27 protein-coding genes are annotated in these 26,338 nt (G+C 61.0%); 15 read left to right on the top strand and 12 right to left on the bottom strand.

What is annotated here, in order from left to right; all coding sequences use genetic code 11:
• Positions 1-109 precede the first annotated feature (109 nt).
• The 4 genes from nadA to BLW50_RS30465 form a co-directional block, all read right to left on the bottom strand.
• On the bottom strand, positions 110-1,189 hold the full coding sequence (gene nadA, locus BLW50_RS19980) for a quinolinate synthase NadA (RefSeq protein WP_090705791.1): 1,080 nt from the start codon (positions 1,187-1,189) through the stop codon (positions 110-112).
• A gap of 284 nt (positions 1,190-1,473) precedes the next feature.
• On the bottom strand, positions 1,474-2,520 hold the full coding sequence (locus tag BLW50_RS19975) for an ornithine cyclodeaminase (RefSeq protein ID WP_090705788.1): 1,047 nt from the start codon (positions 2,518-2,520) through the stop codon (positions 1,474-1,476).
• 3 nt (positions 2,521-2,523) lie between these two features.
• On the bottom strand, positions 2,524-3,444 hold the full coding sequence (gene rocF, locus BLW50_RS19970) for an arginase (RefSeq protein WP_090709422.1): 921 nt from the start codon (positions 3,442-3,444) through the stop codon (positions 2,524-2,526).
• A 130-nt stretch (positions 3,445-3,574) separates the two neighbouring features.
• Positions 3,575-3,766 carry a hypothetical protein gene (locus tag BLW50_RS30465; RefSeq protein WP_139267687.1) on the bottom strand — a complete coding sequence of 64 codons (192 nt, stop codon included), beginning with the start codon at positions 3,764-3,766 and terminating at the stop codon, positions 3,575-3,577.
• On the opposite strand from BLW50_RS30465, the gene BLW50_RS19960 reads away from it, so the two are divergent.
• The 9 genes from BLW50_RS19960 (at position 3,765) to BLW50_RS19920 (ending at position 13,060) form a co-directional block, all read left to right on the top strand.
• Positions 3,765-5,375: a GMC family oxidoreductase gene (locus BLW50_RS19960; protein ID WP_090705784.1), complete on the top strand. Its 1,611-nt coding sequence runs from the start codon at positions 3,765-3,767 to the stop codon at positions 5,373-5,375. The genes BLW50_RS30465 and BLW50_RS19960 overlap by 2 nt on opposite strands.
• Before the next feature lie 329 nt (positions 5,376-5,704).
• Positions 5,705-7,270 (top strand): 4-hydroxyphenylacetate 3-hydroxylase N-terminal domain-containing protein, encoded by a 1,566-nt coding sequence (locus BLW50_RS19955; RefSeq protein WP_090705782.1) that lies wholly within the window; start codon positions 5,705-5,707, stop codon positions 7,268-7,270.
• 4 nt (positions 7,271-7,274) lie between these two features.
• Entirely contained in the window at positions 7,275-7,796 is a 522-nt protein-coding gene (locus BLW50_RS19950; protein WP_090705781.1) for a flavin reductase family protein, read from the top strand.
• Between the two features lie 20 nt (positions 7,797-7,816).
• The gene (nbaC, locus tag BLW50_RS19945; protein WP_090709420.1) at positions 7,817-8,359 is read left to right on the top strand and encodes a 3-hydroxyanthranilate 3,4-dioxygenase; all 543 of its coding nucleotides are present in this window, start codon (positions 7,817-7,819) and stop codon (positions 8,357-8,359) included.
• A gap of 8 nt (positions 8,360-8,367) precedes the next feature.
• A complete protein-coding gene (locus tag BLW50_RS19940; RefSeq protein ID WP_090705780.1) occupies positions 8,368-9,405 on the top strand; it encodes an AraC family transcriptional regulator in 1,038 nt (345 codons plus the stop codon).
• A 3-nt stretch (positions 9,406-9,408) separates the two neighbouring features.
• Positions 9,409-9,795 (top strand): RidA family protein, encoded by a 387-nt coding sequence (locus BLW50_RS19935; protein WP_090705778.1) that lies wholly within the window; start codon positions 9,409-9,411, stop codon positions 9,793-9,795.
• A gap of 57 nt (positions 9,796-9,852) precedes the next feature.
• Positions 9,853-10,635, top strand: a complete 783-nt coding sequence (gene hpaH / locus BLW50_RS19930; RefSeq protein WP_090705776.1) for a 2-oxo-hept-4-ene-1,7-dioate hydratase — start codon at positions 9,853-9,855, stop codon at positions 10,633-10,635.
• A 7-nt stretch (positions 10,636-10,642) separates the two neighbouring features.
• Positions 10,643-11,416: an aldolase/citrate lyase family protein gene (locus BLW50_RS19925; protein WP_090705774.1), complete on the top strand. Its 774-nt coding sequence runs from the start codon at positions 10,643-10,645 to the stop codon at positions 11,414-11,416.
• A 105-nt stretch (positions 11,417-11,521) separates the two neighbouring features.
• Positions 11,522-13,060, top strand: coding sequence for a YifB family Mg chelatase-like AAA ATPase (locus tag BLW50_RS19920; RefSeq protein ID WP_090705772.1), 1,539 nt, complete (start codon positions 11,522-11,524; stop codon positions 13,058-13,060).
• A 51-nt stretch (positions 13,061-13,111) separates the two neighbouring features.
• On the opposite strand, the gene BLW50_RS19915 is transcribed toward BLW50_RS19920, so the two are convergent.
• Positions 13,112-14,245 (bottom strand): iron-containing alcohol dehydrogenase, encoded by a 1,134-nt coding sequence (locus tag BLW50_RS19915; protein ID WP_090705770.1) that lies wholly within the window; start codon positions 14,243-14,245, stop codon positions 13,112-13,114.
• Between the two features lie 27 nt (positions 14,246-14,272).
• On the opposite strand from BLW50_RS19915, the gene BLW50_RS19910 reads away from it, so the two are divergent.
• The 4 genes from BLW50_RS19910 to BLW50_RS19895 are packed head-to-tail and all read left to right on the top strand — an operon-like array spanning position 14,273 to position 17,721.
• Complete coding sequence (locus BLW50_RS19910) at positions 14,273-15,169, top strand: IclR family transcriptional regulator (RefSeq protein WP_090705768.1); 897 nt, start codon at positions 14,273-14,275, stop codon at positions 15,167-15,169.
• Positions 15,166-16,125 (top strand): ABC transporter substrate-binding protein, encoded by a 960-nt coding sequence (locus tag BLW50_RS19905; protein WP_090705766.1) that lies wholly within the window; start codon positions 15,166-15,168, stop codon positions 16,123-16,125. The genes BLW50_RS19910 and BLW50_RS19905 overlap by 4 nt, the downstream gene beginning before the upstream one ends.
• A complete protein-coding gene (locus BLW50_RS19900; RefSeq protein ID WP_244544324.1) occupies positions 16,122-16,979 on the top strand; it encodes an ABC transporter permease in 858 nt (285 codons plus the stop codon). Before BLW50_RS19905 ends, BLW50_RS19900 begins: the two co-directional genes overlap by 4 nt.
• On the top strand, positions 16,972-17,721 hold the full coding sequence (locus BLW50_RS19895; RefSeq protein WP_090705764.1) for an ABC transporter ATP-binding protein: 750 nt from the start codon (positions 16,972-16,974) through the stop codon (positions 17,719-17,721). Before BLW50_RS19900 ends, BLW50_RS19895 begins: the two co-directional genes overlap by 8 nt.
• A gap of 39 nt (positions 17,722-17,760) precedes the next feature.
• On the opposite strand, the gene BLW50_RS19890 is transcribed toward BLW50_RS19895, so the two are convergent.
• A complete protein-coding gene (locus BLW50_RS19890) occupies positions 17,761-18,819 on the bottom strand; it encodes an alcohol dehydrogenase (protein WP_170850262.1) in 1,059 nt (352 codons plus the stop codon).
• A 282-nt stretch (positions 18,820-19,101) separates the two neighbouring features.
• Between BLW50_RS19890 and BLW50_RS30745 the strand changes: the two genes are divergently transcribed.
• Positions 19,102-19,530: a hypothetical protein gene (locus BLW50_RS30745; RefSeq protein ID WP_170850261.1), complete on the top strand. Its 429-nt coding sequence runs from the start codon at positions 19,102-19,104 to the stop codon at positions 19,528-19,530.
• A gap of 71 nt (positions 19,531-19,601) precedes the next feature.
• Here the strand turns inward: BLW50_RS30745 and BLW50_RS19885 are convergent, their stop codons facing one another.
• From BLW50_RS19885 to BLW50_RS19870, 4 genes are all read right to left on the bottom strand, one after another.
• Positions 19,602-21,617, bottom strand: a complete 2,016-nt coding sequence (locus BLW50_RS19885) for a TonB-dependent receptor (RefSeq protein ID WP_090705759.1) — start codon at positions 21,615-21,617, stop codon at positions 19,602-19,604.
• 47 nt (positions 21,618-21,664) lie between these two features.
• Positions 21,665-22,153, bottom strand: coding sequence for a hypothetical protein (locus tag BLW50_RS19880; protein ID WP_090705757.1), 489 nt, complete (start codon positions 22,151-22,153; stop codon positions 21,665-21,667).
• 7 nt (positions 22,154-22,160) lie between these two features.
• Positions 22,161-22,898: a hypothetical protein gene (locus BLW50_RS19875; RefSeq protein ID WP_139267686.1), complete on the bottom strand. Its 738-nt coding sequence runs from the start codon at positions 22,896-22,898 to the stop codon at positions 22,161-22,163.
• A 153-nt stretch (positions 22,899-23,051) separates the two neighbouring features.
• Positions 23,052-24,044 (bottom strand): TAXI family TRAP transporter solute-binding subunit, encoded by a 993-nt coding sequence (locus BLW50_RS19870; protein WP_170850260.1) that lies wholly within the window; start codon positions 24,042-24,044, stop codon positions 23,052-23,054.
• 116 nt (positions 24,045-24,160) lie between these two features.
• Between BLW50_RS19870 and BLW50_RS19865 the strand changes: the two genes are divergently transcribed.
• On the top strand, positions 24,161-24,625 hold the full coding sequence (locus BLW50_RS19865; protein ID WP_090705751.1) for a MarR family winged helix-turn-helix transcriptional regulator: 465 nt from the start codon (positions 24,161-24,163) through the stop codon (positions 24,623-24,625).
• Here the strand turns inward: BLW50_RS19865 and BLW50_RS19860 are convergent, their stop codons facing one another.
• The gene (locus BLW50_RS19860; protein ID WP_090705749.1) at positions 24,626-25,096 is read right to left on the bottom strand and encodes a flavodoxin domain-containing protein; all 471 of its coding nucleotides are present in this window, start codon (positions 25,094-25,096) and stop codon (positions 24,626-24,628) included.
• On the bottom strand, positions 25,093-26,319 hold the full coding sequence (locus BLW50_RS19855; RefSeq protein WP_139267685.1) for an NAD(P)/FAD-dependent oxidoreductase: 1,227 nt from the start codon (positions 26,317-26,319) through the stop codon (positions 25,093-25,095). Before BLW50_RS19855 ends, BLW50_RS19860 begins: the two co-directional genes overlap by 4 nt.
• Between the last annotated feature and the right edge of the window lie 19 nt (positions 26,320-26,338).

The following is a 26,338-nucleotide window of genomic DNA, read 5'->3' as shown; positions in this document are numbered from 1 at the left end:
AATACTACGTGATTGAACGTGATCAGGCGCTGAAGCGCTTGCCCCTGGCTCCCGGATCACTTGCTGCGCAAGTGTCCAGGATGACACCAAGGTTTCAGATCAACGAAGACTAACCCAGCGCGATCATCCGCTCGACCGGGCGGCGGGCGCGCTCGGCGATTTCCGGATCGATGATCACCTCCTCGCGCATATAGACGAGGCTTTCGAGGATCTTCGGCAAGGTGATGCGCTTCATGTGCGGGCAGAGGTTGCACGGCTTGACGAATTCCGTGCCGGTCGTCTCCGCTTCCACATTGGAGGCCATCGAACATTCGGTGACGAGCAACACGCGCTTCGGCTTCTGCGTCTTAACGAAGTCGATCATCGCCGCGGTCGAGCCGGCGAAGTCCGACACGGCCACCACTTCCGGCGGGCATTCCGGATGGGCGATGATCTGGATCGACGGATCGTCCTCGCGATAGCGCAGCAGTTCCTCGGCGGTGAAGCGCTCGTGTACTTCGCAGGCGCCGTGCCAGGCGATGATCTGCACCTTGGTCTGTGCCTGGACGTTCTGCGCCAGATAGCGATCGGGCAGGAACAGCACGCGATCCGAGCCGAGGCTCTCGACCACTTTCAGCGCGTTCGACGAGGTGCAGCAGATGTCGACCTCCGCCTTCACATCGGCAGAGGTGTTGACGTAGGCGACGACAGGCACGCCGGGATAGCGCTGACGTAGCAGGCGCACATCGGCGCCGGTGATCGATTCAGCCAGCGAGCAGCCAGCCTTCGAATCCGGAATCAGGATGGTCTTCGACGGATTAAGCAGTTTCGACGTCTCGGCCATGAAATGCACGCCGCCTTGCACGATGATCTCGGCATCGGTCTTGGTGGCGAGGCGGGCGAGCTGCAACGAGTCACCGACCACATCGGCGACGCAATTGTAGATCTCCGGCGTCTGGTAGTTATGCGCCAGGATGACGGCGTTGCGCTCTTTCTTGAGGTCGTTGATCGCCTTTACATAGGGCGCATGGAACGGCCACTCGACCGAGGGAATAACGCGCTTCACCTTCTCGTAGAGATGCGCCGTCTCTCGCTCGACTTCCGGAGTCCAGGCGAGATTGGGCATCGGCAGAATGCCAAAACGCGCGGCCGCGCCCGTGAGTGCCGGCGCGGGGCGAGTCAGAGTGGGGCTGTCGCTGGCGTTGTACATGGCGTCCTCTTCTACTCGTTCTGAGCATATCCTTGGGCAAAAAACCCGGCTCTCGCCGGTCGCCCTTATGCTCTATTCGAGCATAAATATAATCGGTCTCTGTCCATTCGTAAAGGGCCGCGTCTCGCATGGGTGATCCACCGTCTCCGGAAGGACAGGCCAATTCCGGCTTTGAGGCTAACGCCGGCTGCGGCGCACGGTTCCTGCCGGCGGCAACGACTCTCATTATACTGTAGAAAAACGTTATATATCAGAGTCTTGAATTTTCAGACTACCAGCGCCTCTTATGTCTTTGCCGCCCGCAACAGCATGCCGAACAGATCGCGCGGCTCGTCGGGATCGGCGAGCAGGTCGAGTTCTTCATAGAGGCCGGTCGTCGGCAGTTGGTCGCGCACATAGCGCAGCGCCGAGAAATCCTCGACGGCGAAGCCGACGGAATCGAACAGCGTCACCTGCTGCGCGCTGACGCGCCCCGCCGCCGTGCCTGACATCACCTGCCACAGTTCAGTGACGGGATGATCAGGCGGCAATTGCTGGATCTCGCCCTCGCCGCGGGTCTGCGGCGCGAATTCGACGAAAATGCTCGAGCGCAGCAGGATGTCCTTGTGCAGTTCGGTCTTGCCCGGGCAATCGCCGCCGACCGCGTTGATGTGCACGCCAGGGCCAACCATGTTGTCGGTCAGAATCGTCGCATAATTCTTGTCAGCGGTGACCGTGGTGATGATCTGAGCCCCTTCCACTGCCTCCTGGCCCGAGCGGCAGAGGGTGATGTCGAAGCCCTTGCCGGCGAGATTCTTGGCGCAGCGCTGAGAGGCCGAAGCATCGATATCGTACAGCCGCAACCGATCGATTCCGACCAAGGCCTTGAAGCCGATCGCCTGGAATTCCGATTGCGCGCCATTGCCGATGATTGCCATGGTGCGCGCCGCTTTCGGCGCCAGAGCTTTCGCCGCCAGCGCCGACGTCGCGGCGGTGCGCAGCGCCGTCAGAATGGTCATCTCGGTGAGCAGCATCGGATAGCCCGAGCCGACATCGGCGAGCACGCCAAACGCTGTCACCGTCTGCAGGCCTGTCTTGGTATTCTTGGGATGGCCGTTGACATATTTGAAGCCATAGAGCCGCCCGTCGCTCGTCGGCATGAGCTCAATGACGCCTTCAGGGCTGTGCGAAGCGGTGCGTGGCGTCTTGTCGAAGGCGTCCCAGCGGCGAAAGTCGTCCTCGATATAGCCGGCGAGTTCGGTAACGAACCGCTCGACGCCGATCGCCAGCACCAGTTTCATCATATGGTCGACGCTGACGAAGGGAACGATGTTCAGCCGGGGCGCGGTCATGGTTCAAAAACTTCGCGTTGGGCGATCCATGACGCGCCGGCCCATCAGGCTTGCCGTCAGGTCCACCATCAAGGTCGCGGTGCGTCCGCGCTCGTCGAGAAACGGGTTGAGCTCGACCAGGTCGAGGCTGGTGACGAGCCCGCTGTCACAAAGCATTTCCATCACCAGATGCGCCTCGCGGAACGTGGCGCCGCCGGGCACGGTCGTGCCGACCGCCGGCGCGATCGGCGGATCGAGGAAATCGACGTCGAGGCTGACATGCAGCCGGCCTTGGGCAGCGGTGACACGCGCCAGAAAGGTGCGCAGCAGCGACCCGATGCCGTGTTCGTCGATGGCGCGCATATCATAGACGGTGATGCCCGCCACAGCGATCGCCTTGCGCTCGGCCGGATCGACGCTGCGCAGGCCGAGCGTGCAGATGTTCTTGGGGTCGATCACCGCCGGTAGGTCAGGATAATAGCCGGCGAACCCCGGCTGGCCGCTGGCATAGGCGAGCGGCACGCCGTGCAGATTGCCGCTCTGCGTGCTGTCGAGCGTATGAAAATCCGGATGCGCGTCGAGCCATAACACGAACAGGGGCCGCTTCTGTTCGGCGGCGCGCCGCGCCGCTGCCGGCAGCGTACCGGCCGAGAGCGAATGATCGCCGCCCAGAACGATCGGCATGGCTTCGGCGCTCGCCCGATAGGTCGCTTCCGCGATGGCCTCTGTCCAGGCCACGATCTCCGGCAGTGCTTTGATTGTCGAATTGCCGTGAACGATGGGGCGGACAGGCCCTGGCTGCACGGTGCCGAGATCCTCCACCTCATGGCCGAGGTCGATCAAGGTCGGGATCAACCCCGCCGTGCGCAGCGCGCTCGGCCCCATGTCGCACCCCATACGACCCGCTCCCGCCTGCACCGGCACGCCGAGTATCTTGCACCGCATTGTCCAAACCTCATGGAGCCATGGCGGCATCATCCCCCGCCAGCCGCTTCGTGGCAATTTCTACTTGCCCATGAAGACAGAGGGGGCCTGCCCATCGTTGACAAGTCGAGCGGTTGGTTCAAAGACATTCTCACGACTTAAAGAAACCAAGGACTTCCTCAACAGGTCTGGCGCCGATCCGTGTATCAACACAGGGGATCTGGCGCGGGCTTTGTTGCTCAAGGATATCCGCGACGGGGAGGATGCTGTGACAATCGCGGAGATCGAACCGCAATGGCCGCAGCCTGTCCTTCTCTGCCGCATCGCCGTTCAGGACATTCATGCAGCGTTCGTTTGATTACATTGTCATCGGCTCGGGTTCGGCCGGCGCCGTCATCGCCAGCCGTTTGAGCGAAGATCCTTCTGTTTCCGTCTTGCTTCTCGAGGCTGGCGGCCGCGACAGGCATCCGTTCCAAGTGATGCCGCTCGCCTTCATCAAGGTGGCGAAGAGCCGCTTCGGCACTTGGCGTTTCGAAACCGAACCGGAGCCGGGTCTCGACAATCGAAAGCTCGAAATCAAGCGCGGGCGCACGCTGGGCGGGTCATCGTCGATCAACGCCATGATCGCCATTCGCGGCAACCGCACTGACTATGATCTGTGGCGGCAGCAGGGCTTGGAAGGCTGGAGCTACGACGACGTTCTGCCCTATTTCCGCAAGCTGGAAAATTCCTGGCGCGGCGACAGTGATTTTCACGGTGCTCAGGGGCCGATCCAGGTAAGCCCGACGATCTATCCTGAAATGTTGTTTGAAGCCCATAAGGCGGCGGCGATTGCCGCTGGCTATGGCTTTAATGATGATCCCAACGCCACGGCCCAGGAAGGGCTGGCCCGCATGGAGCAGACCACGGGCGGCGGTGCGCGTTCATCAAGCGCGCGGGCCTATCTCCATCCGGCCTTGTCTCGCCGCAATCTGACCATCGAGACCGGGGCTTTGACCACGCGCGTCTTGATTGAGAAAGGACGCGCCGTCGGTGTCGAATATGTGCAAGGCGGCGGGTTGATCCAGGCGCGCGCTGAGCGCGAGGTCATCGTCTCCGGTGGCTCGTATAATTCGCCGCAGATTCTCATGCTCTCGGGCATCGGTCCCGCCGCGCATCTGCAATCCGTCGGCATCAAGCCGGTGCATGATCTGCCGGGCGTCGGCCAGAACCTCGGCGAGCATCCCAACATTCTCAATATCTACAAGGCGCGCGGCAAGGTCGGCTTCACCCGCTTCCTGCGTCTGGATCGCGCGGCGGCGCAGGTGGCGCGCTGGTATGTCGACCATGGCGGCCCCTTCGCCACCAATGGCGCGGCGGCCAATCTATTCCTGCGCACGCGCGATGGGCTCGATCGTCCCGACGTACAATGTATCGCGATGACCTTGAGCAATTCCGCCGACCTGTGGTTCCCCGGCGCGACCGCGCCGCCGAACTATTGTTTCTCCATCCGCGTCGGCGCGCTGCATCCGCTTTCGCGCGGCTGGGTCAAATTGCGCTCGGCCAACCCCGCCGATCATCCGCGCATCATGTTCAATATGTTTTCCGAGAAAGCCGATCTCGACACGATGGTGCGCGGCGTCCGCGCTTGCCGTCATCTCTATGCGCAGAAACCTTTGGCCGACATGATCGAAGGCGAACTGGCGCCAGGCGATGCCAAGCAAAGCGACGCCGAGATCGCTGCCTTCATCCGGGCCAATGCCGGTCATCGCTCTCATCCGGTCGGCACCTGCAAGATGGGGATCGACGATCGGGCCGTCGTCGACGCGCAATTGCGCGTGCGCGGCATCGAAGGCCTGCGGGTGGCGGACGCCTCGATCATGCCGGAACTGCCGAGCGGCAACACCAATCTGCCGACAATCATGATCGGTGAGAAGGCGGCGGATATGATCAAGGCGACGGCTGCGGGATAATGTTCGCCCAATGCTCCTGCCTCACCGCCTGGCCTGAGCACGGGGAAAAGTGACCGTGCGCGGCAAGAGACCGCTGCTGCCTGATCTGCGCGATATCGGCGGCCAAAGCAGCGTCAAGCTACTGAGGCCGGCTACGGGGCACCCGGCAAAACGGCAGCTGATACGGACCCGATCAGAATATTTCGCCTAGATGGCTATCCATTCTCGCAGAAGGGTCATCAGAAGGGATGGGATTACCGCCGGACTCCTGTGACAATCCAAATGGTCAAACCCGATGTCCATGGCATTGCCAGCGACGGATCGGGTGAGACATTGCGAGAGGGAGCGTTATGGGCACCAAGCCGGAAGATATCCTTGCGGGAAAAAACAGGCCATTTACAGGCGCTGAATTCCTCGAATCCCTGCGTGATGGCCGTGAGGTCTGGATCTATGGGGAGCGGGTCAAGGACGTAACAAAACATCCAGCTTTCCGTAATGCCGCCGTTTCCATCGCCAAGTTATATGACGCTCTGCACGACGAGCGATCGAAGGGCGTGCTGACCACCGAAACGGACACCGGCTCCGGCGGATATACGCATCGCTTCTTTCGCTACGCGCGTTCGCGCGACGATCTAGTGGCGCAACGCGATGCGATCGCGGCTTGGTCGCGCCTGACTTACGGCTGGATGGGCCGCAGCCCTGACTATAAAGCGAGCTTCACCAACACGCTCGGCGCGAATGCCGACTTCTATGGAAAATTCGCAGGCAATGCGCGGAGCTGGTATGGCCGCGCGCAAGAGGCGATGCCGTTCATCAATCATACGCTGGTTAATCCACCGATTGATCGCAACAAGGCAGCCGACGATGTGAAAGATGTCTACGTTCGCATCGAAAAGGAAACCGATGCTGGGATCTACGTTTCCGGTGCCAAGGTGGTCGCTACTTCGTCGGCGCTGACGCACTATAACTTTCTCGCCCAAAACATGGCGGCGGAGATTACCGACGATAGTCTCGCGGTCATGTTCATCGCCCAGATGGACACGCCCGGCATCAAGCTGATCTGCCGCCCTTCCTATGAACTGACGGCTGCGGCGACGGGCTCGCCCTTCGATTATCCTCTCACCAGTCGCTTCGATGAGAATGACGCGATCTTCATCTTCGATCATGCATTCATCCCTTGGGAGAATGTCTTCGTTCATCGCGACATCAACATGTTGCGCAAATTCTATCCGCAGTCCGGCTTCCTGAATGGCTTTACCTTCCAGAGCTGTACCAGGCTTTCGGTGAAACTCGATTTCATCATCGGTCTCCTGCAAAAAGCGCTGCGCGCTTGTGGAACGGATGAATTTCGTGGCGTTCAGGTGCAGCTTGGCGAGATCATCGGTTGGCGCAATCTCTTCTGGTCACTTACGGATGCCATGGCATCGGCTCCAGATAAGTGGATCGGAGACGCTTATCTGCCCAGTATAAAGGCCGCTTCGGCTTATCGGATTTTCGCAACGGAAGCTTACCCGGCCATACGGTCGATCATTCAGCAGATCGTTGCGTCGGGGCTCATTTACCTCCCCTCCAGTTCTCGCGATTTCAAGAATCCGGAAGTCGATGCTTACCTATCACGCTATGCGCGTGGCTCGAATGGGATCGATTACAAGGAGCGCATCAAGATTATGAAGGCGCTCTGGGATGCGGTCGGTTCTGAATTTGGATCGCGTCATGAACTCTATGAGCGCAACTATGCGGGCAATCACGAGTCGATCCGCATGCAGGCGCTGATGCAGGCCAAAGGCTCCGGCGCGCTGGCCGAAATGGAAGCGCTGGCAAGCGCCTGCATGGCCGACTATGACGCGGATGGTTGGGTGACGTCTGGCTATCACAGCAACCAAGATATCAACATTCTCGATAGGCTGAACGGGTGATGTCATGCACGTCGATCGGAGTACCTTCCGCAACGCGATGTCTCGTTTCAGTGCGGCCGTTTCCGTTGTAACAACGGATGGGCCCGCGGGTCGGTTCGGATTTACCTGCACGGCCATCTGCGCGGTGACCGACGAGCCGGCAACGGTTCTCGTCTGTGTTCATAGGGACAGTCGCAGCAACATCGCGTTCAAAACGAATCTGGTTCTGTGCGTCAATCTTCTGAATCGTGATCAAGAAGAAATTTCCGCGACATTCGCTGGCCAGGCCGGTGACGATATGGCTGACCGCTTTAAGAGCGTGCGGTGGTCAACGAGACAAACGGGATCGCCAGTCTTTGAAAATGCGGTCGCTTCGCTTGACTGCAGTATTGCGGAGATCAAGGAATTCGGCACGCACACGATCTTGTTCGCACGCGTTTATTCGGCTGAGGCCAGGCCTGAACAATTGCCGTTGATGTACTTCAATCGCGGCTATCACGGCCTGGAGCTCTTCCCGGCCAATTCCCCCGGTTCCAACCGTCAATAGCACCCCTTTTGGAGATGAGCATGTCAAGCAAAACAGATGACCTTCCCATCCATATCGAGGCATGGATCAATGAGAACGGACATAATCTTAAACCGCCGATCGGAAATCTTCAGTTCTGGAAGGACCGCTGGCAAAATCTTTTAGTCATGATGGTTGGCGGCCCAAATGACCGGCCCGATTATCATGATGATCCGGGTGAGGAATTGTTCATTCAGATTCGCGGTGACGTAACGCTGAAGCTGATTGATCCGGTAACGCGGCAGAAATCCCAAGTTATCGTACGAGAAGGCGAGATGTACCTGCTTCCAGCGCACACGCGCCACTCGCCGCAGCGGCCGGAGGGATGCGTTGGCCTCGTGATTGAACGCTATCGGCAACCCGGAGAAGTTGACGCCTTGGAATGGTATGATGATGATGGCAACCTGGAATTCCGTGGCGAGTTCCTGGTAAAAAATATCGAGAGAGATCTGAGCAAGGTTCAGATGGCTTGGAAAGAGTGGCGCACGAATCCCAATCGCCAGATACCGACTGTTTGGCGCGTCCCATCGAGCAGCGAAGGGTAGAAAGTCGAATGCCACTGTCACGATCGACAGCGCGGCCCAATCCTCTCCAGCCGGTTCTCAACGTTCCGGCCTATTTTCTCTATGGAGAGGATTGGACGGTCGCGACCTTTGGCTTTTTCCATATGGAGACGCAATCGGCCCGCAACGAACCAAATAATTGGCAGATAGGGCTTCATACGCATCCTGATTTCGATCAGCTTTCCATCAACTTCACCGGCGAATGCGCATTCGAGCATGATGGGAAGCGGCGTCATGTTGCTGCGCCATGCTGCGTATTCACGCCGGCCAAAGTCGTTCATCAATTCAAATACAGTCCCGGGAGTCATGGCTACGTCATAAGTGTGTCGCCTGACTTCACCGAGAGTCTGACTTTGGGCGACGGTGCCGCGAAGACGGCTCTTCAGCGCCTGACGAATATCCGCCTGATCGAATTCGGCTCTCGCGAGTCCGCATCGGCGCTCGAGCGCCTGGCGACATTGATGATCGAATGCTTCGAATCGGATGAGCAACATCGCCGCGAAACGCTCCGGCATCTGTTCGCGGCCTTCCTCCTGCAAATCGATTCCGTGAACAGGGGCCCCTGGAAAGCAGTGGCGGAGCATGCCGCGTCGAACGTTGCAGGCGACGATCTGTTTCAGCGATTCAGCGAAAGCGTCGAGCGGGAGATTGGAGAGCTGGGCCTGTCGAGCAGCGCCGAGGATCGGCAATACAGCACAGAAGCTTTTGCGGCCCGGCTGTCGACGACCCCTTATAGCCTGACCTCCGCCTGTCGCAGGGCCTGTTCGAGATCAGCACACGAGATCATTCAATCTGCTCTGCTGGGCCAGGCAACGCGTCTTCTTCTTTATACAAATCGATCTGTTAAGGAGATATCCTATTGCCTCGGCTATTCGCACCCGTCTCATTTCGTGCGCTTCTTCAAGCGTCATCGTGGCACGACGCCAGACCTTTTCCGGCAGCAGTTCGCGTCTCAAATCTCTCCCGACGAGATGGCTCTGGTCGCGCCAGAATCGGGAAACACTGACCTCCCATCACAAGAAAGTTGAGCCATGGCACGTACCATATACAACAATCCAAACCTTCCGCGGTCGAAGGCGCCGCATTCCAACGCCGTCAAGATCGGCAACCTGATCTTCGTGTCCGGCTTCCCTGGATATGACGAGAACGTGCAGGTACCCCCCGGTGACTTCGGCAAACAGATGCGTTTTGCTCTGCAGCATATCAAAGCGACGCTTGAATATGCGGGCAGCTCCATCGACAAGATCGGTAAGGTCAACATCTACCTCGATCGTCGTGCGGACTTTGAGGAGATGAACGAGATCTACAAGGAATTCTTTGGCCAGGACCCATCGGGTTGGCCGGCGCGGACGACAGTGGAGGCGCGCCTGCCGCGCAAGGAATTCCTGCTCGAGATCGACTGTGTCGCGGAAGCATGACTTTCGACTGATGATCCCATGGTTTAGCCGAAGTTTTCGATCCGACGGGGAAGAAACGTGCTGACTGATGAACAACGCCGCAAAGGTGCCGCTGATCTCTATGCCGCCGAGAAGAACAAGAAGGTCATTCCGCAACTGAGCCGGACATTTCCGGATATCGAATTGCAGGATGCTTACGTCATCCAAAGGCTTTGGGCTGAGCTGCACATGGAGAAAGGCGCCCGCCAGATTGGCCATAAGATCGGTCTGACGTCGCGCGCCATGCAGATGGCGTCAAAGATCACTGAGCCGGACTATGGTCACCTCCTGGATACGATGATGTATCGGGACGGCGCGCAAATTCCGGCCGCCAGCTTTCTAAAACCACGGCTGGAGGTCGAGCTCGCCTTCATCATGGGGCAGGATCTGCAGGGACCGGGCGTTCAAATTTATGATGTCATGCGGGCAACGGAATTTATCGTGCCCGCATTGGAAATCATCGATTATCGAACGGAAGTGCCTCGCGCCATCACCGACACCATCGCGGATAACGCGGCTTCCGGCGGGATCGTTGTCGGCGGCCGGATGGTGCGACCGTTCGATGTCGATATCCGTTGGGTCGGCGCTACCCTGTCGAAGAACGGTATCATCGAGGAATCGGGCGTTTCGGCCGCGATCATGGGGCACCCGGCAAGCGGGGTTGCATGGCTGGCGAATAAATTGTCGGTCGTGGGCGGCAAGCTGGAGAAGGGGCAGATTGTCCTCGCTGGCTCGTTCACCCGCCCTGTCGATGTCTTGGCTGGTGACGTCATGCAGGCCGACTATGGCCCGCTTGGCGCTATCGGCGTTTCGTTCATCTGAGCCGCTGATGGAACTTCCTCCGAACCATTTCAAACGGGCCTTGCAAGAAGGTCGTCATCAACTCGGACTGTGGTGCAGTCTTCCCGGCGCTTATGGGTTGGAAGCTATGGCCATGTCGGGTTTCGACTGGCTCTTGCTCGATACGGAGCACTCTCCCGGCGATCCCCTTACGGTGTTGGCGCAACTCCAAGCACTGGCGGCCTATCCAGTGTCTCCGGTCGTCCGGCCAGCAAGTAACGATCCGGTGCTGATTAAACGCTTCCTTGATATAGGGGCTCAGACTTTGCTGATCCCTTATGTGCAGAACGCAACGGAAGCGGCGCAGGCGGTCGCGGCGATGCGCTACGCACCGGAGGGAATACGCGGGGTGTCGGCTCTGACCCGGGCCACGAGATTTGGCCGCGTGGCGAATTACGGCACATTGGCAGAGAATGAATTGTGTCTGATCGTCCAAGTCGAAACGCGTGAAGCACTCGATAATTTGGAAGACATCGCTGCGGTCGACGGCGTGGATGGCGTTTTCATTGGGCCGGCCGATCTCGCTGCCAGTCTCGGCCATATTGGCAATTCCGGCCACGCCACGGTGATGTCGGCGGTCGAGGACGGGATCAAAACGCTAAAGGCCTGCGGCAAGCCTTCCGGGATTCTCACGGGCAATCCCGAACACGCCGCGCGCTTCATCGAAATGGGGACTTCATTCACGGCGGTGGGGGTCGACGTCGGGATATTGGCGCAGGCGACGGAGGCGCTGGCACGCCGCTTCAAGAAGAGTAGCGCTTAATGCGACGACGTGGGGTCCCACGGAGGCTTGCGAATGTTCATGAAATGTTCTTGCTTCCGGCAAGGTAGCCCGCTAATGTCGCGCCGTTGATCTGCGGGGGCCGACATGGTGGTGCGCGTCGCGACGGTGGCATTTGAAGGCGTCGAGGCCCGGCCGATCGATGTTCAGGTGCAATTATCCGGCGGCGCCACCGGCTTTGTTCTCGTCGGCCTCGCCGACAAGGCGGTGGGCGAATCGCGCGAGCGGGTGCGTGCCGCGCTGAATGCCTCGGGCCTGGCTTTGCCGGCCAAGAAGATCACCATCAATCTGGCTCCTGCCGACATGCCGAAGGAGGGCAGTCATTACGATCTGCCGATAGCGCTCGCGGTCATGGCGGCCATCGGCGCCATCCCGTCCGATGCGCTCGCGGGCTACACCGTTCTAGGCGAACTGGCGCTCGATGGCGCGATCAGCCCCGTCGCTGGTGTCTTGCCCGCTGCTGTTGCCGCCAATGCGCGGGGCCATGGTCTGATCTGCCCGTTTGAAACCGGGCCGGAAGCGGCCTGGGCCTCGGCCGATCTCGATATTCTGGCGCCGCGTTCGCTGATCCAGCTTGCCAATCATTTTCGCGGCACCCAGGTGATGGCGCGCCCGCACCCGGCGGTGCGCGCCAAGGGGCCGCCGCTGCCCGATCTCAGAGACATCAAGGGGCAAGAGAGCGCCAAGCGGGCGCTCGAGATCGCCGCCGCCGGCGGGCACAATCTGTTGATGAACGGACCTCCAGGCTCGGGCAAATCCATGCTGGCGGCGCGGCTGCCGTCGATCCTGCCGCCGCTCAATCCGGCGGAGCTTCTGGAAGTGTCGATGGTCCATTCGCTGGCCGGCATTTTGGCCGGTGGCGAGCTGACCGATCGGCGGCCGTTCCGTGCGCCGCATCATTCCGCCTCCATGGCGGCGCTGGTCGGCGGCGGCGTCAATGCGCGGCCGGGCGAGGCGTCGCTCGCCCATCATGGCGTATTGTTTCTCGACGAGCTGCCGGAGTTTCCAGCCCCCGCCCTCGATAGCCTGCGTCAACCGTTGGAAACCGGCGAGATCGCCTTGGCGCGCGCCAATCATCGCGTCCTCTATCCGGCGCGCTTCCAGCTCGTCGCCGCGATGAACCCGTGCCGCTGCGGCCACGCCACTGATCCGGGCTTTGCCTGTCGGCGCATGCCCAACGAGCGCTGCATGGCCGCTTATCAGACGCGTATCTCAGGTCCTTTGCTCGATCGCTTCGATCTGACGATCGAAGTGCCGGCGGTCACCGCCGCCGATCTCCTCCTGCCGCCGCCGGCCGAAGGTTCGGCCGAGGTCGCCGCCCGTGTCGCTACTGCGCGCACTATCCAGGCGCAGCGTTACGCGGCGCTCGGCCTGCCGAAGGTGACGACCAATGCGGCGGCGCCCGCCGGTATGGTCGAGCAGGTGGCGCAGCTCGATGGTTCTGGCTCAGCCTTGCTGCGCGACGCAACGGAGCGCCTGCGCCTCACGGCGCGCGGCTTCCATCGCGTGCTGAAACTGGCGCGCACGCTCGCTGATCTCGACGGCCGCGACACGGTGGCCCGCATCCATCTGGCCGAGGCGCTGAGCCATCGCGGCCAGTCGCCGTTGCAGACCCAGGCGGCCTAGGTGCGAACTGTTCGATAGCTGGCCGTTGGTGAACTCGCGTGAGCGAATCCGTCAACGCCATGCGCTTTGAAAAATGGTCGCTGCATCATCCCGCGTTACTATGCGCACGTTGTTTGCCAGCAACCGATCGACCTTCATGCCTTCATCAACCAGAGTCGGAAGATCTTCTTCGCGTATGCCGATGGCCTGGAGGCCGGCCGGTAGCTTCAGTATTGCATTAAGTTGGATCAAGCGCTGGGGAAGATCATGGGCGTCGCCGTTCCAGCCGAGAGCCTGCGAGACTCGTGCATATTCTTGCTCGGCTGCGGGTGTGTTGAAACTGATTACGTGGGGCAGCAGCAGCGCATTGGCGAGGCCGTGGGGCACTTTAAAACGGCTGTCTCCAAGCGGATGAGCGAGGGCATGAACGGCGCCGACCGGCGCGTTGGCAAAGGCGATGCCTGCCATCGTCGCCCCTTCCATCATCGCCATGCGCGCGTCGATATCGTGGCCATCCGTGACCGCCCGCTGGATGTTGCCACCGATCAACGCGATGGCCTTGATGGCGAGGGCGTCGGACATGGCATTGCGGAGATGTCTAGTCGTCAGCGCCTCGATGGCATGAGTCAGCGCATCCATGCCGGTTGCTGCGGTGACGGAGGGCGGTAGCCCTACTGTCAGTTCCGGATCGAGTAGGGCATCATCGCAAATCAGCGTGCGGGAAATCACGCCTCGCTTGTCGAAATCGCCGACGGAGATGACAGAGGTCGGTGTCACTTCTGACCCTGTGCCGGCGGTGGTTGGGATTTGGATGAGCGGCAGCCGAGGTCCGACGGCCTTGCTGTGACCGAAAATGGCCGTCAGCGGTTGCGGGCTGCGCAGCAGGAGGGCCGCAAGCTTGGCAACATCAAGCGAGCTGCCACCACCGAAGCCGATCACGCTGTCGACGCCATGTTCCCTGCCGGAAGCCACCGCCGCTTCAACCACATGGCTCGGTGGATCGGCTTCGACCTTGGCAAACAGCGCGTGAGAAATATTGGCGTCCCGCAGAACCTGAGTGAGGCGATCGACGAGACCGGCGGCTTGAACGCCTGGGTCGGTGATGATCAGCGGTCGGCTGCTTCCGAGCCGGCGCAGGCGATGGGCCAGGTCGGCGAGAGCGCCAGGTCGGCAGATGATTTCAGGCAGGGGCAGGACACTCAGCATAGGCGCATTCCTCAGGTTTGTTGACACATGAACGCGATCTATTTACCGGTCAACACATCAATTGCTGTTGGAACACGCGAGATGATGGTCCAGATCCCGGATGAAGAGGGCGAAGACGACCGTTACATGGTGCCGGCGTTAGTCCGAGGCCTGCAGATTCTTCAATGGCTTAGCATTGAGGGGGAGCCTCGGACCCTGGTCGAAATCGCTAATGGGATCGGCCAGACCCGCTCGGCCGCTTATCGGGCCGTCTACACCTTGGAAAAGCTTGGCTATTTGGGCAGCGACAGCGACGGCCGCAAAATGATCGTTAAAGATCTGCCGCGTCGGTCGGCTGGGACGCTCGATTTCGATTTGGCGGAAATGGCCTTGCCGATCCTCAGGGATCTGCGCGACGAGTCGGGCTGGTCCGCTCACCTCGGCGTTCTTAGCGATTTTGACGTCGTCTATCTGGCCCGCGTCCCCACCCATCGTCCGGTTGCGAGCACGATCGTCGTGGGCGCTCGTCTTCCGGCCTTCTCCACCACGATGGGCCGCGTGTTGCTCGCCGGTCTGTCACAGGCGGAAGTCACGAGCCGTTTCCAGGCGGCGATGGCCAAGGGGGAACTGACGCCGCATGCCGTCCTTGCCGACATTTTGAAGCAGATGGAGGCCGACAAGCTGCTCGGCTTCGTATCGCAGATTTCGTCGTTCGAAGCCGGTATCGCCAGTGTTGCCGCACCAATTGTTGATGCATCGGGGCGAACGGTCGCGTCGATCAATATGTCGGGTGCGGCGCTCCACGTCGGCCGCGAGCAGATCGACAGACTCTACAAAGGGCAGGTTATTGCCGCCGCTGACCGGATCAGTGCCGCGATCGCCCAGACTTTTCCCTCGGGCCCGTCGGCCAACCGTTTGTCCCAAAAAGAAAGACTTGCAAAATGAAGACCTATTTTTCGTCGGCCGTTTTGGTCGCCGGCCTATTGCTGGGTTCCGTGACCGGCTCCGTTGCCGCCGACATGACCATCCGCTTTGTGCATGTGAAAGCGCCGGCAGCGGCCGTGGTCTATCTGTACAATCGCTTCGCGCCTCCCGGCGTCAAGATCGACATTGTCGGCGTCGATGTGCCTGCCGACTCCAAGAATGCGCTTTTGTCGGGGTCCGTTGATATTGCCAACGCGGGTATCGGCACCGCGATCTCGGGCTTTTCCAACGGCGAGCCGCTCGTCGTGGTTGGCGCCTTTCTCAATGGCTCGATCAATATTACCGGCCGCGCCGATCAGAATTTGAAGACGATCGCGGATTTGAAGGGCAAGCGCGTCGGCCTGCAGGCCGGTTCCACGCAGGAACTGGTATTCAATGCGCGTCTCCGTCAGGAAAACATGTCCATTCGCGACATCAGCGTCGTGCGTCTGACGTTCGGTGAAATGACGAGCGCCCTGATCCGCGGCGACATCGATGCCTTCGTTGGCACAGAACCGTCTTCCGGTATCGCGGTGACGAGCGGTGCCGGTCGAGTGATCGAATATCCTTATTCGACGCCGATGGGCCAATTGAACGCCGCCATTATGGTGACCGAGAAGACCTTCCGTGAAAAGCCCGAGATGGTGCGCAATTTCATGATCGCGCACGCGCGCGCTTCTGAATATCTCGACAAGCATCCGGAAGCTTTCCTCCAGACAGCGGTCGCCAACTACGGCGTCAAGCCCGATGCTATGGAAGTTGCGATCAAGAACATCAGCTCCGCTTGGAAGATCGACGCCAATTATGTGCAGCTGGCCAAGAACTTCGCGCAGGCGATGATGGAAGCCAAGCAGATCCGCGCCGTGCCAGACATCGACAAGCTGATCACGACGTCGGTGTCCGATGACATCGCCAAGAGCGGCAGCGAAAAGCCGTGAGTACGACCAATAGCGTCGCTCCGGGCGCGCAACAGCCGGTCACGGCCCCCCTTGTGCTGCCAGCCGTCAAGCGCAACGGTCGTCTGCGGGCGTGGCTCCTGGCGTTGATCATTCCAGTCGGCGTACTCGCCGCCTGGTCCATCAGCGCCAAGATCGCACCGTCGGTGCTGCTGCCGGCGCCATGGACGGTGGTCGAGACCTTCGTCGATTTCGCGGTTGGCGGCATCAACGATGATGGCTTCTCGGGCACGCTCCTGCTGCACTTCTGGGCGTCCCTGCAACGCGTGGTCGAAGGCTTTGGGTTGGCGGCGATAACGGCGATCCCACTCGGCCTGCTCATCGGGCGCAGCAAGCTTGCCGAACAGCTGCTTGATCCGACGCTCCAGTTGATCCGCCCCATCCCCGTGACGGCATGGTTGCCGTTGTCGATCATGGTGTTTGGGCTGGGCGCCAAGGCGGCGCTGTCGCTGATCGCATTGGCCTGCTTCTTTCCGATCCTCATGAACACGGTGCTGGGTGTGCGCGGCGGCGATCCGCGCTTGATCGAGGCGGCCGAAATGCTTGGCTGTCGCGGTCCGAGCCTGTTTTGGCAGGTGGTCTTGCCGGGCGCTCTGCCCAGCATCTTCACCGGTCTCCGCCTCAGTGCCGGCATCGCGTGGGTCATCATCGTGGTTGGCGAAATGACCGGGGTTCCGATGGGGCTAGGCGCAGCCATCATGGAGGCGCGCTCCGTCTCCCGTACCGATATGATCCTGGTTGGCATGATCGTCATGGGTTGCGCTGGCTATATTACCGACCGCCTCATCATCATGGCATCTCAACGCCTCCTTCGCTGGTCTCCACAACATGGCTAATTCTCACATCGAGATCGAACGCGTCTCGAAGACGTTCGTCGTGGGCGGTCAGCCGCTCGAAGTTCTGGCGCCGCTCGATCTTAGCATCGCCCGGGGTGAGTTTGTTTGCCTCATCGGGCCTTCGGGATGCGGAAAGTCGACGCTGCTGCGTGCGCTCGCTGGATTTGAAGCACCGAGTGGCGGTTCCATCCGGGTTTCTGGGCGGCCTGTTCATCGCGCCGGCCCCGATCGCGGCATGGTGTTCCAGGACTATGCGCTCTTTCCCTGGCTGACTGTGTCGCAGAACGTCGCCTTCGGCCTCAAGCAGCGTAAGCTGCCGCAGGACGAAATCGCCGGTAAGGTCGAGAATTTTGTCAAACTCGTTGGGCTGACCAAATTTGCTAACGCCTATCCGCATCAATTGTCGGGCGGCATGAAGCAGCGCGTGGCAATTGCCCGCGTTCTCGCGAACGGCGCCGAAATCTTACTCATGGACGAGCCGTTTGGCGCGCTTGATGCGATGACGCGTGAGACACTGCAGGATCAGCTTCTGCACCTGTGGCAACGCGACAATCTTACCACGTTATTCGTCACCCATTCGGTGGAAGAAGCGGTTGTCCTGGCTGACCGGGTCCTGGTGATGCAACCGGGTCCGGGGCGGATCGTCGCTGATGTTCGCATTGAGGATCCCCGGCCACGGGACGTGTCTTCACCGCGCTTCAACATATACCGCCGGCAGCTCTCGGAGCTTCTTCGCCATTAAATACGAGGCGCGCCGGATGTTAGCCGGCGCGCCACTCTTCTAGTTGAACTGCAGGACAGCGCGTCCCTCGCCACCCTTTCCCTGCTTCAGCGCGTTCAAAGCCTCCGAGGCCCGCTCATAGGGCAGGGCCACGGTGGCAATGGGCGGCAGCTTGCCGGTCTGGGCCAAAGCGACGAGATCCTTCAGATCCTGCAGCGTGCCCACGTAAGAACCTTCGATCCGCAGGAGCTTGGTGGTGATCGCCAGGGGCGCGATGGTTGTCGAGCCGCCAAACAGGCCGACAATCACGATCTGGCCGCCGCGCCGTGCTGTGTCGACGGCCAGGCTGAACGTCTCGCCCGAGCCAACGAAGTCGATCGTCGCGTGGGCGCCGCCGCCAGTGATCTCTTGAATCTGGCTGAGCACATCGGCTGCGCTGCTGTTCACCACCATATCGGCGCCGGCGGCTTTCGCGAGATCGAGCCTGGCGTCGCTGACATCGATGGCGAGAATCCGCGCCGACGAGATCGCCTTGGATATACGGATCGCACCGATGCCAAGTCCGCCGCAGCCGATGATGCATATCCAATCGCTGTCCAAACGCGGCTGGACTTTCTTCAGGGCGCTGTAGGCGGTGATGCCCGAGCAGGCATAGGTGCAGGCGACGTCGCGCGAAAGGCCATCATAGGGCACCAGATATTTGGCGTCCGGCACCACGACGTGATCGGCATAGCCGCCATCGCAACGCAAGCCGAGCGATCTGGCATTGACGCACATCAATTCGTTGTCGGCGCGACACGCCGTGCACGTGCCGCAGCCGATCCAGGGATAGACGATATAGCTTTGACCGATGGTCGCGCCGGAGGCCTCTGGCCCTAAAGCAGCAACGGTGGCGACGATCTCATGGCCCAGAGTGAACGGCAGTTTCATGCCACGATCGGCCATGCGCATCTTGCCCTTCGCACCCATATCGAAATAGCCGTCCCAGACATGGACATCGCTATGGCAGACGCCACAAGCTTGCGTCTTCACAAGAACCTCGCGTCCCTGTGGCGCCGGCGTTTCGGCCTCGAGCAATTGCAGCGGCTCACCCCATTGCGTGATGGCGAGTTTTTTCATTGAGAGGCCTCCCTTGATTGGCGTTTGGGGGTCACGATAGGAAACGCCGGCTCGAAATGTATCGAGCATCGTAAGCTTCTGGGCACACTCGTCAATTCCGTCTGATCGCAAATGATGGATGGGCAGAGGTGGGACGTCGTTGCAGATGCTGATCGCGTGGCGCATTCTAAGGTGCGCTGTTAAGCAATCGCCTGGATCGCAGGTGATTTTCGCGGCAGCGTCAGTATGAGTTTGGCGTCTCGCGCTGTATGCGGCGCGCAGTTGTGTATCGAGGATCGTCCGATGAAAGCCAAGGCCTTTGCCTACGCCGTGCCGCTGGCACTGAGTTTTGTGTTTGTTTGCGCCGATGTCGCGCAGGCGCAAGGGCATCGGAAATCCATTCCACCCACGCGGTCTTATCAAACACGCTTGCCGGGCCTCCAGTTTTATGGCGAGCCCTATGGGTGGACGACGCCCATGGCGCGGGGCGGCGCACCGGCCGAGGTTGCGCGGCCGGAGCGGTATCGGGAAGCGGTGAGTGTTTATCGGCCAACTGATCCGTCAAGCGATCTGTCTGGAGAACGGGCCATGCCAACGCATGTTACCCGGACGCGGCTGAACAACCCGTTGCGAGCACCGGAAGTCCGCGAGCAGAAGCGGCCTTCGGGTGTCGCGCAACCGAAAGCCACGCGGGTGATACCGCTCTTCAACGTACCCGAGGATCAGCAGTAAGCGGCTCCGCTATAGCTCCGCCCCCGTATCGTTAAGATAAGGGAGCGTGAGCCAACTCGTTCGGTGACGGACTAAAAGCGATAGTCCAGCCCAGCATAGATCGTGCGGCCAGCGGCGGGAAAGCCGACGGCATATTGATATTTGCTGTTGGTGAGATTGGTCGCGCGGACATAGACGTCGACGCCAGCCGCGAAGGATTTGCGGATGCGGGCATTGACCACCGCGTAGTCGGCGAGCTTCAGCCGCGTGGCGGCGTTGGTCCGCGATCCCACCGATTGATCGAGATAATAGGACATGTCGCTTGACACCTGCCAGCCGGGATAGGGCTCGTAGGCAGCGAGTAGATCGAACACATGGCGCGGCCGATAGTCCACGGGCAAGCCCGAAGATGGGTAGCGCATGTCGAGATAGGTATAGCCGGGCTGCAAGGTCAGCGTCGGCAGCGGCGAATAGGCAGCCGAAATCTGGAAGCCTGAAATGGTCACGTCGCGGTTGACGTAGATCTGATTGGTCTGGTCGTTGAGAATGAAATTGCCGACAGTGTTGCGGAAGACCGTGGCCCGCAGGCGCGCGCCCGGCGCGATGGTCCAAGCGAGACCGGCTTCGTAATTGTCCGATTGCTCGGGGCGTAGCGTCGTGTTGCCCTGTTGCGGATTGTAGAGCTGGTCGATGGTCGGGAAGCGCACCTTGCGGGCATAGGTGGCGAATGCCAGGATATCGGGCGTCACATCATAACCGATGCTTGCCATCCATTGCGCGCCCGTGTCCGAAGAGGACTGACGCTGAAACCAATGGTAGCTGTAGCCCATGGTCAGATGCAGGCGCGGCAGCGGATCGACGCGATATTCGGCGGCGGTCGACGTGGTCGTCAGCGCGTGGGATTCGCCGAGCGAACGCCAGCCATAGCGTGTTGCGGTGCTGCCGCCGCCGCTGCCTGCTCCACCTCCCCCACCACCGCCTCCGCCGCCACCGCTTTGCGGAAGAACGACGTCGCGGATGATGCCGGAGAGGTTGTCGGCCTCGCGGCGGATCGCGATATTGGTCGTGAGGCTGCCGAAGGCGCCAAGATCGGTGCGGGCCTCGGCCTGGCCACCGCTGACCGTTGTGCGGATCATTTCATAGAATGTCTTGGAGGTCGGATTGATCATGCTCCTGTAGGTGGCATCGTCGAAACGCCGGTCCACCGTGTCGAGCTGGTTGACATAGCCGGTGAAGCGCAGGGCCAGCGGACCTCCCGGCTCGTAGGCGGCATCGAATTGCGCCGACTGTCCAACGATCGGGCCCAGCCGTTCGAAATTCTGTCCCGGGGTGAACGGATTGCCGGAGCCTGCCGCGATCGTGTTTGACGGCAGTCCTTGCAAGCCCCTGAGATAGCTCAGGCTCAGGCCGAGCCGCCAGTCACCGAGACGTGCGCCGAAATTGGCGAAGAGATTCGATTGTTCGTTATCGCTGTTGGCGCGATAGCTGCCGTCGGGCAGAACGAAGGCATTGCGGCGCGTGTTGCTGCCGCTGACGAAGAAATCGAAATTCTCGTAACCGCCGGAGACAGTGCCGTAGAGGCGGCGCGACCCGCCGCCACCGATCTCTGTGCCAATATCGCCATGTACGCCGTTGGCGCCCTTCTTGGTGATGATGTCGATGACACCGGCGGTCGATCCCGGCCCATAGAGAACCGAGCTTGGACCCTGAATGATTTTAATCTGATCGATGTTCTCGGTCGGGATCAGCGAGGGATCGAACTGACCGTCGATGGCGGAGTTCAGCGGCACGCCGTTGAGAAAGATCTGCGTGTGGCGCGGTGGCAGGCCGCGCACCATGATGCGCGGAATGCCCTGGCCACCGCTGGTGACGACGACACCAGGAACAGCGCGCACCGCTTCGTCGAGGCTGCGCGCGCCCTTTTCCTTGATCTGTTCGTCGGTCACAGTGGTGAGGGTTGTCGGGCTTGCCTTATCAGGCGCCTGCCCAGTAACGACGATTTCGCCTAGCGTATAGGGTTCGGTGCGCTTCTGGGTTGCTTCCTCAGCCGTGGCCGGGGTGAGGGCGGCGCATAGGCCAAGGATCGCGGTGCTGGCGCGTTGAGACATCGTTGAAGTTTCGCTTTGACGATGGAGTGAGGGGAAGCGAACGCGCCTTAACGGCGCGCGCGCAACAGGAGAAACGCGGCGAGAATGCCGCCGGCCATGCCGAATAGGACGTGGCTGAACAGAGGGAACAGAACCCCGCCACCGCCAAAGCCGTGCAGGCTGAAACCGCCAAAGGCTAAAACGGCAACGAATTTGGAGGCATTCGCCACACCGGCCGCAAGGCCGATGCGGGCAAGCGACGTGCGCCAGGCAGGGCCGAGCAGGGCAAGAGAGTCGATGACCAGGCCGGGCAGCAGATAGATCAAGGCGCCATGGGGGCCGACGCTGCCGGTGGCAAAGCCCAGCACCGCCGCGGTGCAGGCCGCAGCACTGGCCGCCCACGGCCTGCCGCTCATGCGGGCCGCCGTCACGAACAGAGCCATGACGATCAGCCCACGCCAGCCGGGCATCTGCAGCGGCAGGCGCAGCCAGGTATCGACAGCCCAAGCGAGCGCACCGGCCGCGAGGCAAATGCCGAGGCCTGAATACAGGCCCATCGCCGATTCAGAACTGCCGGAGAATGTCTTTTGAGGCGAGCTGCCAGTCAAAGTGGTCATAGGGACTTCCTGCGGGTTCGACGAGAAGAACGGCCTGGCCTTCGATCATCACGCTGCGCGGCCAGGGGCGGACGTTGATGCGGGCGGTCGCCTCGATCGGCTCATTGCTATGGGCGCTGCGAATGACGTCGACGCCTGCATGGGTCAGAAGATGCGTGGCGGTGACGATGCCACGCGTCTCGCGCAGGCCGGGCCGCCAGGCGATGCGGCCGTCGCGGCCGCTTTTGCGTAGGCCGACGGCGGCGAGCGCGCCGATCATGCCGCCATGATCGCCGGTGAGGCCTTCGAGCAGCAGCGCCTCGCGCCGCGCCAGGTCGCGCGCCTCGGCCAGGGTCAGGATTTCTTGCTTGGCCCGGAAGCCGAAGCTCACGGCGATCGACGGCACGGCGTTCCAGGCAACAATACAGAGGCCCGCGTCCGACCCCTCGGCGCTGTTTTCCAGAAGGTAATTCCGGCAGGTGTGCGCCAGGGTGGAGGTGTCGGCCGAGGGCAGCTCGATGCGCAGGCACAGCGAGCTGTTGTGGGACGTGTAGGGAATGCGGCGGTCGAACAGCAGTTGGTGCCGGGTGATCTCCTGCACCTCGCCGATCGCCGAGGCGGTGATCAGGGCGCCCAATTGCCGTGACAGATAGCCCGTCCCATGGCTTTCGAGATTGTCGGTATCGTCGATACCGACCAAGACCATGCAGCGGCCTTCCGGAGTGGCGGACGACGCATGAGAGGGCTGTGAGGAGGCCATATCACCCAGGAAACAGAATGTGCTCGAATCGCTATATCTGAGTAAATATAGCGAGTCTAGAATTCATCTAGATACGATCCTCCTCGTCCTGTCCGCGCTCTATCCCTTGAGGTGGCCGGCTTCCCGATAGAAACGGGCGGCGGCCGGGTGGAGCGGGATTGGGGTGCGGGCCATTTTTTCCGGTACCAGCGGATAGCTCACCGGGCTGCGATCCGGCGGCAGGTGGCGATATTGCTGCTCAAGAACCTGCCGGGTTTCGCACAGGCACCAGGTGAGGAGATAGGCGACATCGTCGGGCAGATCATTGCGCACAAGCACGACGAAATCGGAGAAATCCAACGTCGGAAGGTCCCTCGACAGCGTGTCCCAGAAACCGGCCGGAAGGCTGTTGCGGCCAAGGCCGTAGGTCTTTTCGAGTGTTGTCAGCGCCTGATCCTCGGCCGGCAACGCGATCGCCTGGCGTTTACGCATCACCTCGGCCCACCACGGCGCCAGCACCGCTTCCTGCAAAACCGCATCGGCTTCGCCATCGCGCATCAGGAACAGCGATTGCTCCGGCCGCACCGTATCGAGATATTGGCCGCCCCATGAGGTGAGCATCTCTTCAGTAATGCCATGCGCTTCCATGTAACGCCGCGCCGTGAAGCCAATGAAATTGGTGCCGTCGTCCGCCGATGTGGCGATGCTCAGGGCCGGCTTTTTGGCGCGCAGTTCAGCGAAGCTCGATACGCCGAATTCCGGCGCGATCGCCAGGACGAGGCGGTCGTTCTGCGGCAAGGTCGCAAGCGCCCGCAGATCCGGCAGGGCGCGGTCGCGAAACATGTCCTTGCCGGTCAAGGCCGCCGGCACCAGTCCCACCGGCGTGCAGATGCACATCTGCGCCTCGCCATCCTGGACGGCCTGCATGGCGCCCAAGCCGCCGTCGCGCAGGTTCCAGATGGCAACGCGGCTGCGCGCGCCGGCCCGGTCGCAGAACTCCTGCACCAGCCAGGAACAGATGCGATGGAAATTGGCCTGGCCCCAATCGCCGATGAAATTCAGCGTGAGCGCGCGCGCGATTTGAGGCGATGCGATGGTCGATGAATGATTCATGATGATCCTCCCTGAGATGTTGGGCATTTGCCGGAGAAGACCCGTTCTGTTATGCCGCGCATAAGGTTCTTCAGTCGCAGAACAGGCTTTATCTTCTCGCCAGAATCGATAGCCCCGTGAGTAAATTCAAAAAGGTGCAGCACACCCCCGAAGGCGCGACGATCACTGATCTGATCATCACCATTTTCCGTGCCAATGGCGCCTTGCTGCGTGTTGGCGATGCGCTGATGAAAGATTTGGGCGTGACGTCGACGCGCTGGCAGGTTCTGGGCGGCATCGGCGATGCGCCGAAAACGGTGGCGCAGATCGCCCGCGATTTCGGCCTGTCGCGCCAGGGCGTGCTTTGGGTCGTACAGACGCTGGTGAAGGATGGCATTGTCGAACAGGTCGATAATCCCAATCATCGGCGCGCCCAGCTCGTGCAATTGACCACCCATGGCCGCAAGCTTCTCGATGAGATCAACGGGCGCCAGGCGGTCTGGTCCAATGCGGTGGCCGAAGGGATGAGCGCGACGGAGCTGAAGAAGGCGCTCGCCGCTATCAAGCGGCTGCACGACAAGGTCGTTGCCAGCGCTAAATAGTCAGCCGGCATCGCGCACAAGCTCCAGCCATGTGTCGGCCCAGGCAGTGGCGAGATCCTCCGGATAGTCGGCGCCACGAGCGTCGTGTTCGAGGCGTTCGCCGATCCGCGTCGCGCCCAGGGCGCTGAACAGCGCGTCGAATTTCTTGCCGCCAAAACAGAATGTGTTGGGATAGATGGAGTCGCCCAACGCGATGACGCCATAATGCAGTCCACTGAGATCGGGCCGCTGGTCTTCCAAAGTCGTGTAAAGCGCCTTGCCGTTGTCGGGCACGTCGCCGGTCCCATAGGTCGAAGAGCAGATGACCCAGCGGCCGCCATGACCTAAAGCCGTAACCGGCTCTTTGAGCTTTTCCATACGCAGGATGCGGGCGCTGAGCCCTGCATCCTCGATGCGTTCGGCCACGGTCTCGGCGACCATTTCGGCCGTTCCACCCATGGTGGCGACAAGAATCGTAATCGTTTCACTCATGAAGATGCCCCCGCCCTCAGAAAATTTCGCAACGGTGTGCTGTCATCGGCCAGTGCCGCGGGATCGACGATCGGTGTGGACTGACGCAAGAGGCGGCGTATCACCGGCATGTCCTTGCCGCGATTGAAGGTGATCCCGCCAACAAGAACGCCCTGCGCGAACTGGAAGATCGAGAGGCCCTCGTCCTCGCTGCCGCGAAAAACGGTCGTGTCGACGTGCGTCGGTGCACCGGCAGCCTGAAGGTTCAAATCGCCTTGGTCCGACCACAGCCAGGGCACTTCGGCGTAGGGCACGCGCTGGCCAAGAAGCGAACGGGCGACGGTATCGGCCTGCAGATTGGCGTTCTGCCAGGATTCAAGCCGTATGTACCGCTGTAGAAGCGGATTGAAATGACGGGTGACATCGCCGGCAGCGAAGATGGATGAATCCGAAGTCTCGCCGAATGCGTTGGTGAGAATGCCGTCATCAACATCGAGTCCGGCTTTGGTGGCCAGGGCTGCTTCCGGGATCACGCCGATACCCGCGACAATCGTGTCGGCCTTGATCGCCTCGCCGTTGGAGAGAACAAGCCGCGAGCCGTCGGCATATTCGATCCGCGTGCCAAGCCTGATATCGATACCGGCCTGGCGATGATGCGCCAGCACCAGCGCACTGGCTTTGGCAGAACCGAGACGCGGTAGCAGAATGGGTGCGGTTTCCAGAACGGTCACCCGGCAACCCAATGATTGCGCGCCGGCCGCGACCTCCAATCCGATAAAGCCACCACCAACGATCGCCATCGATGATCCACGCGTGAGGCGCGGCTGTAGCGCACGCGCATCGTCGAGGGTTCTCAGATAAAAGATCCGCTCCGGATCAAGCCCCTTCAACGTCATCTGTCGCGGTGCGCATCCGGTGGCGAGCACCAGCCGGTCGTAGGGTCGTTCCGAGCCATCGTCGAGAACGAGGCGCCGACGCGCACGGTCGATCGAAAGTGCCTGTCGCCCAGTCATCAGCTCGATCTCTCGCTCTTGGCAGAACGCCGCATCGATAACGATCGGCGGTATGGCCGAAGGATCGAGCAGGCAGGCCTTGGACAAGTTCGGTCGCTCATAAGGAAGATGCTTCTCGGCGCCGATCAGCGTCAGCGCGCCGTCATAACCGTGCTCGCGCAGCGCCTTGGCTGTCTGAGCGCCAGCTTGGCCGCCTCCCACGATAACAACGGCTCGAACATCCTGGACCATGATGCGATCACGCAAAAGC

The sequence above is a fragment of the Beijerinckia sp. 28-YEA-48 genome (assembly GCF_900104955.1).
Taxonomy (GTDB): Bacteria; Pseudomonadota; Alphaproteobacteria; order Rhizobiales; family Beijerinckiaceae; genus Terripilifer.
The sequence above is the reverse complement of the archived record's forward strand: the minus strand, read 5'-3'. Positions and strand labels throughout refer to the sequence as shown.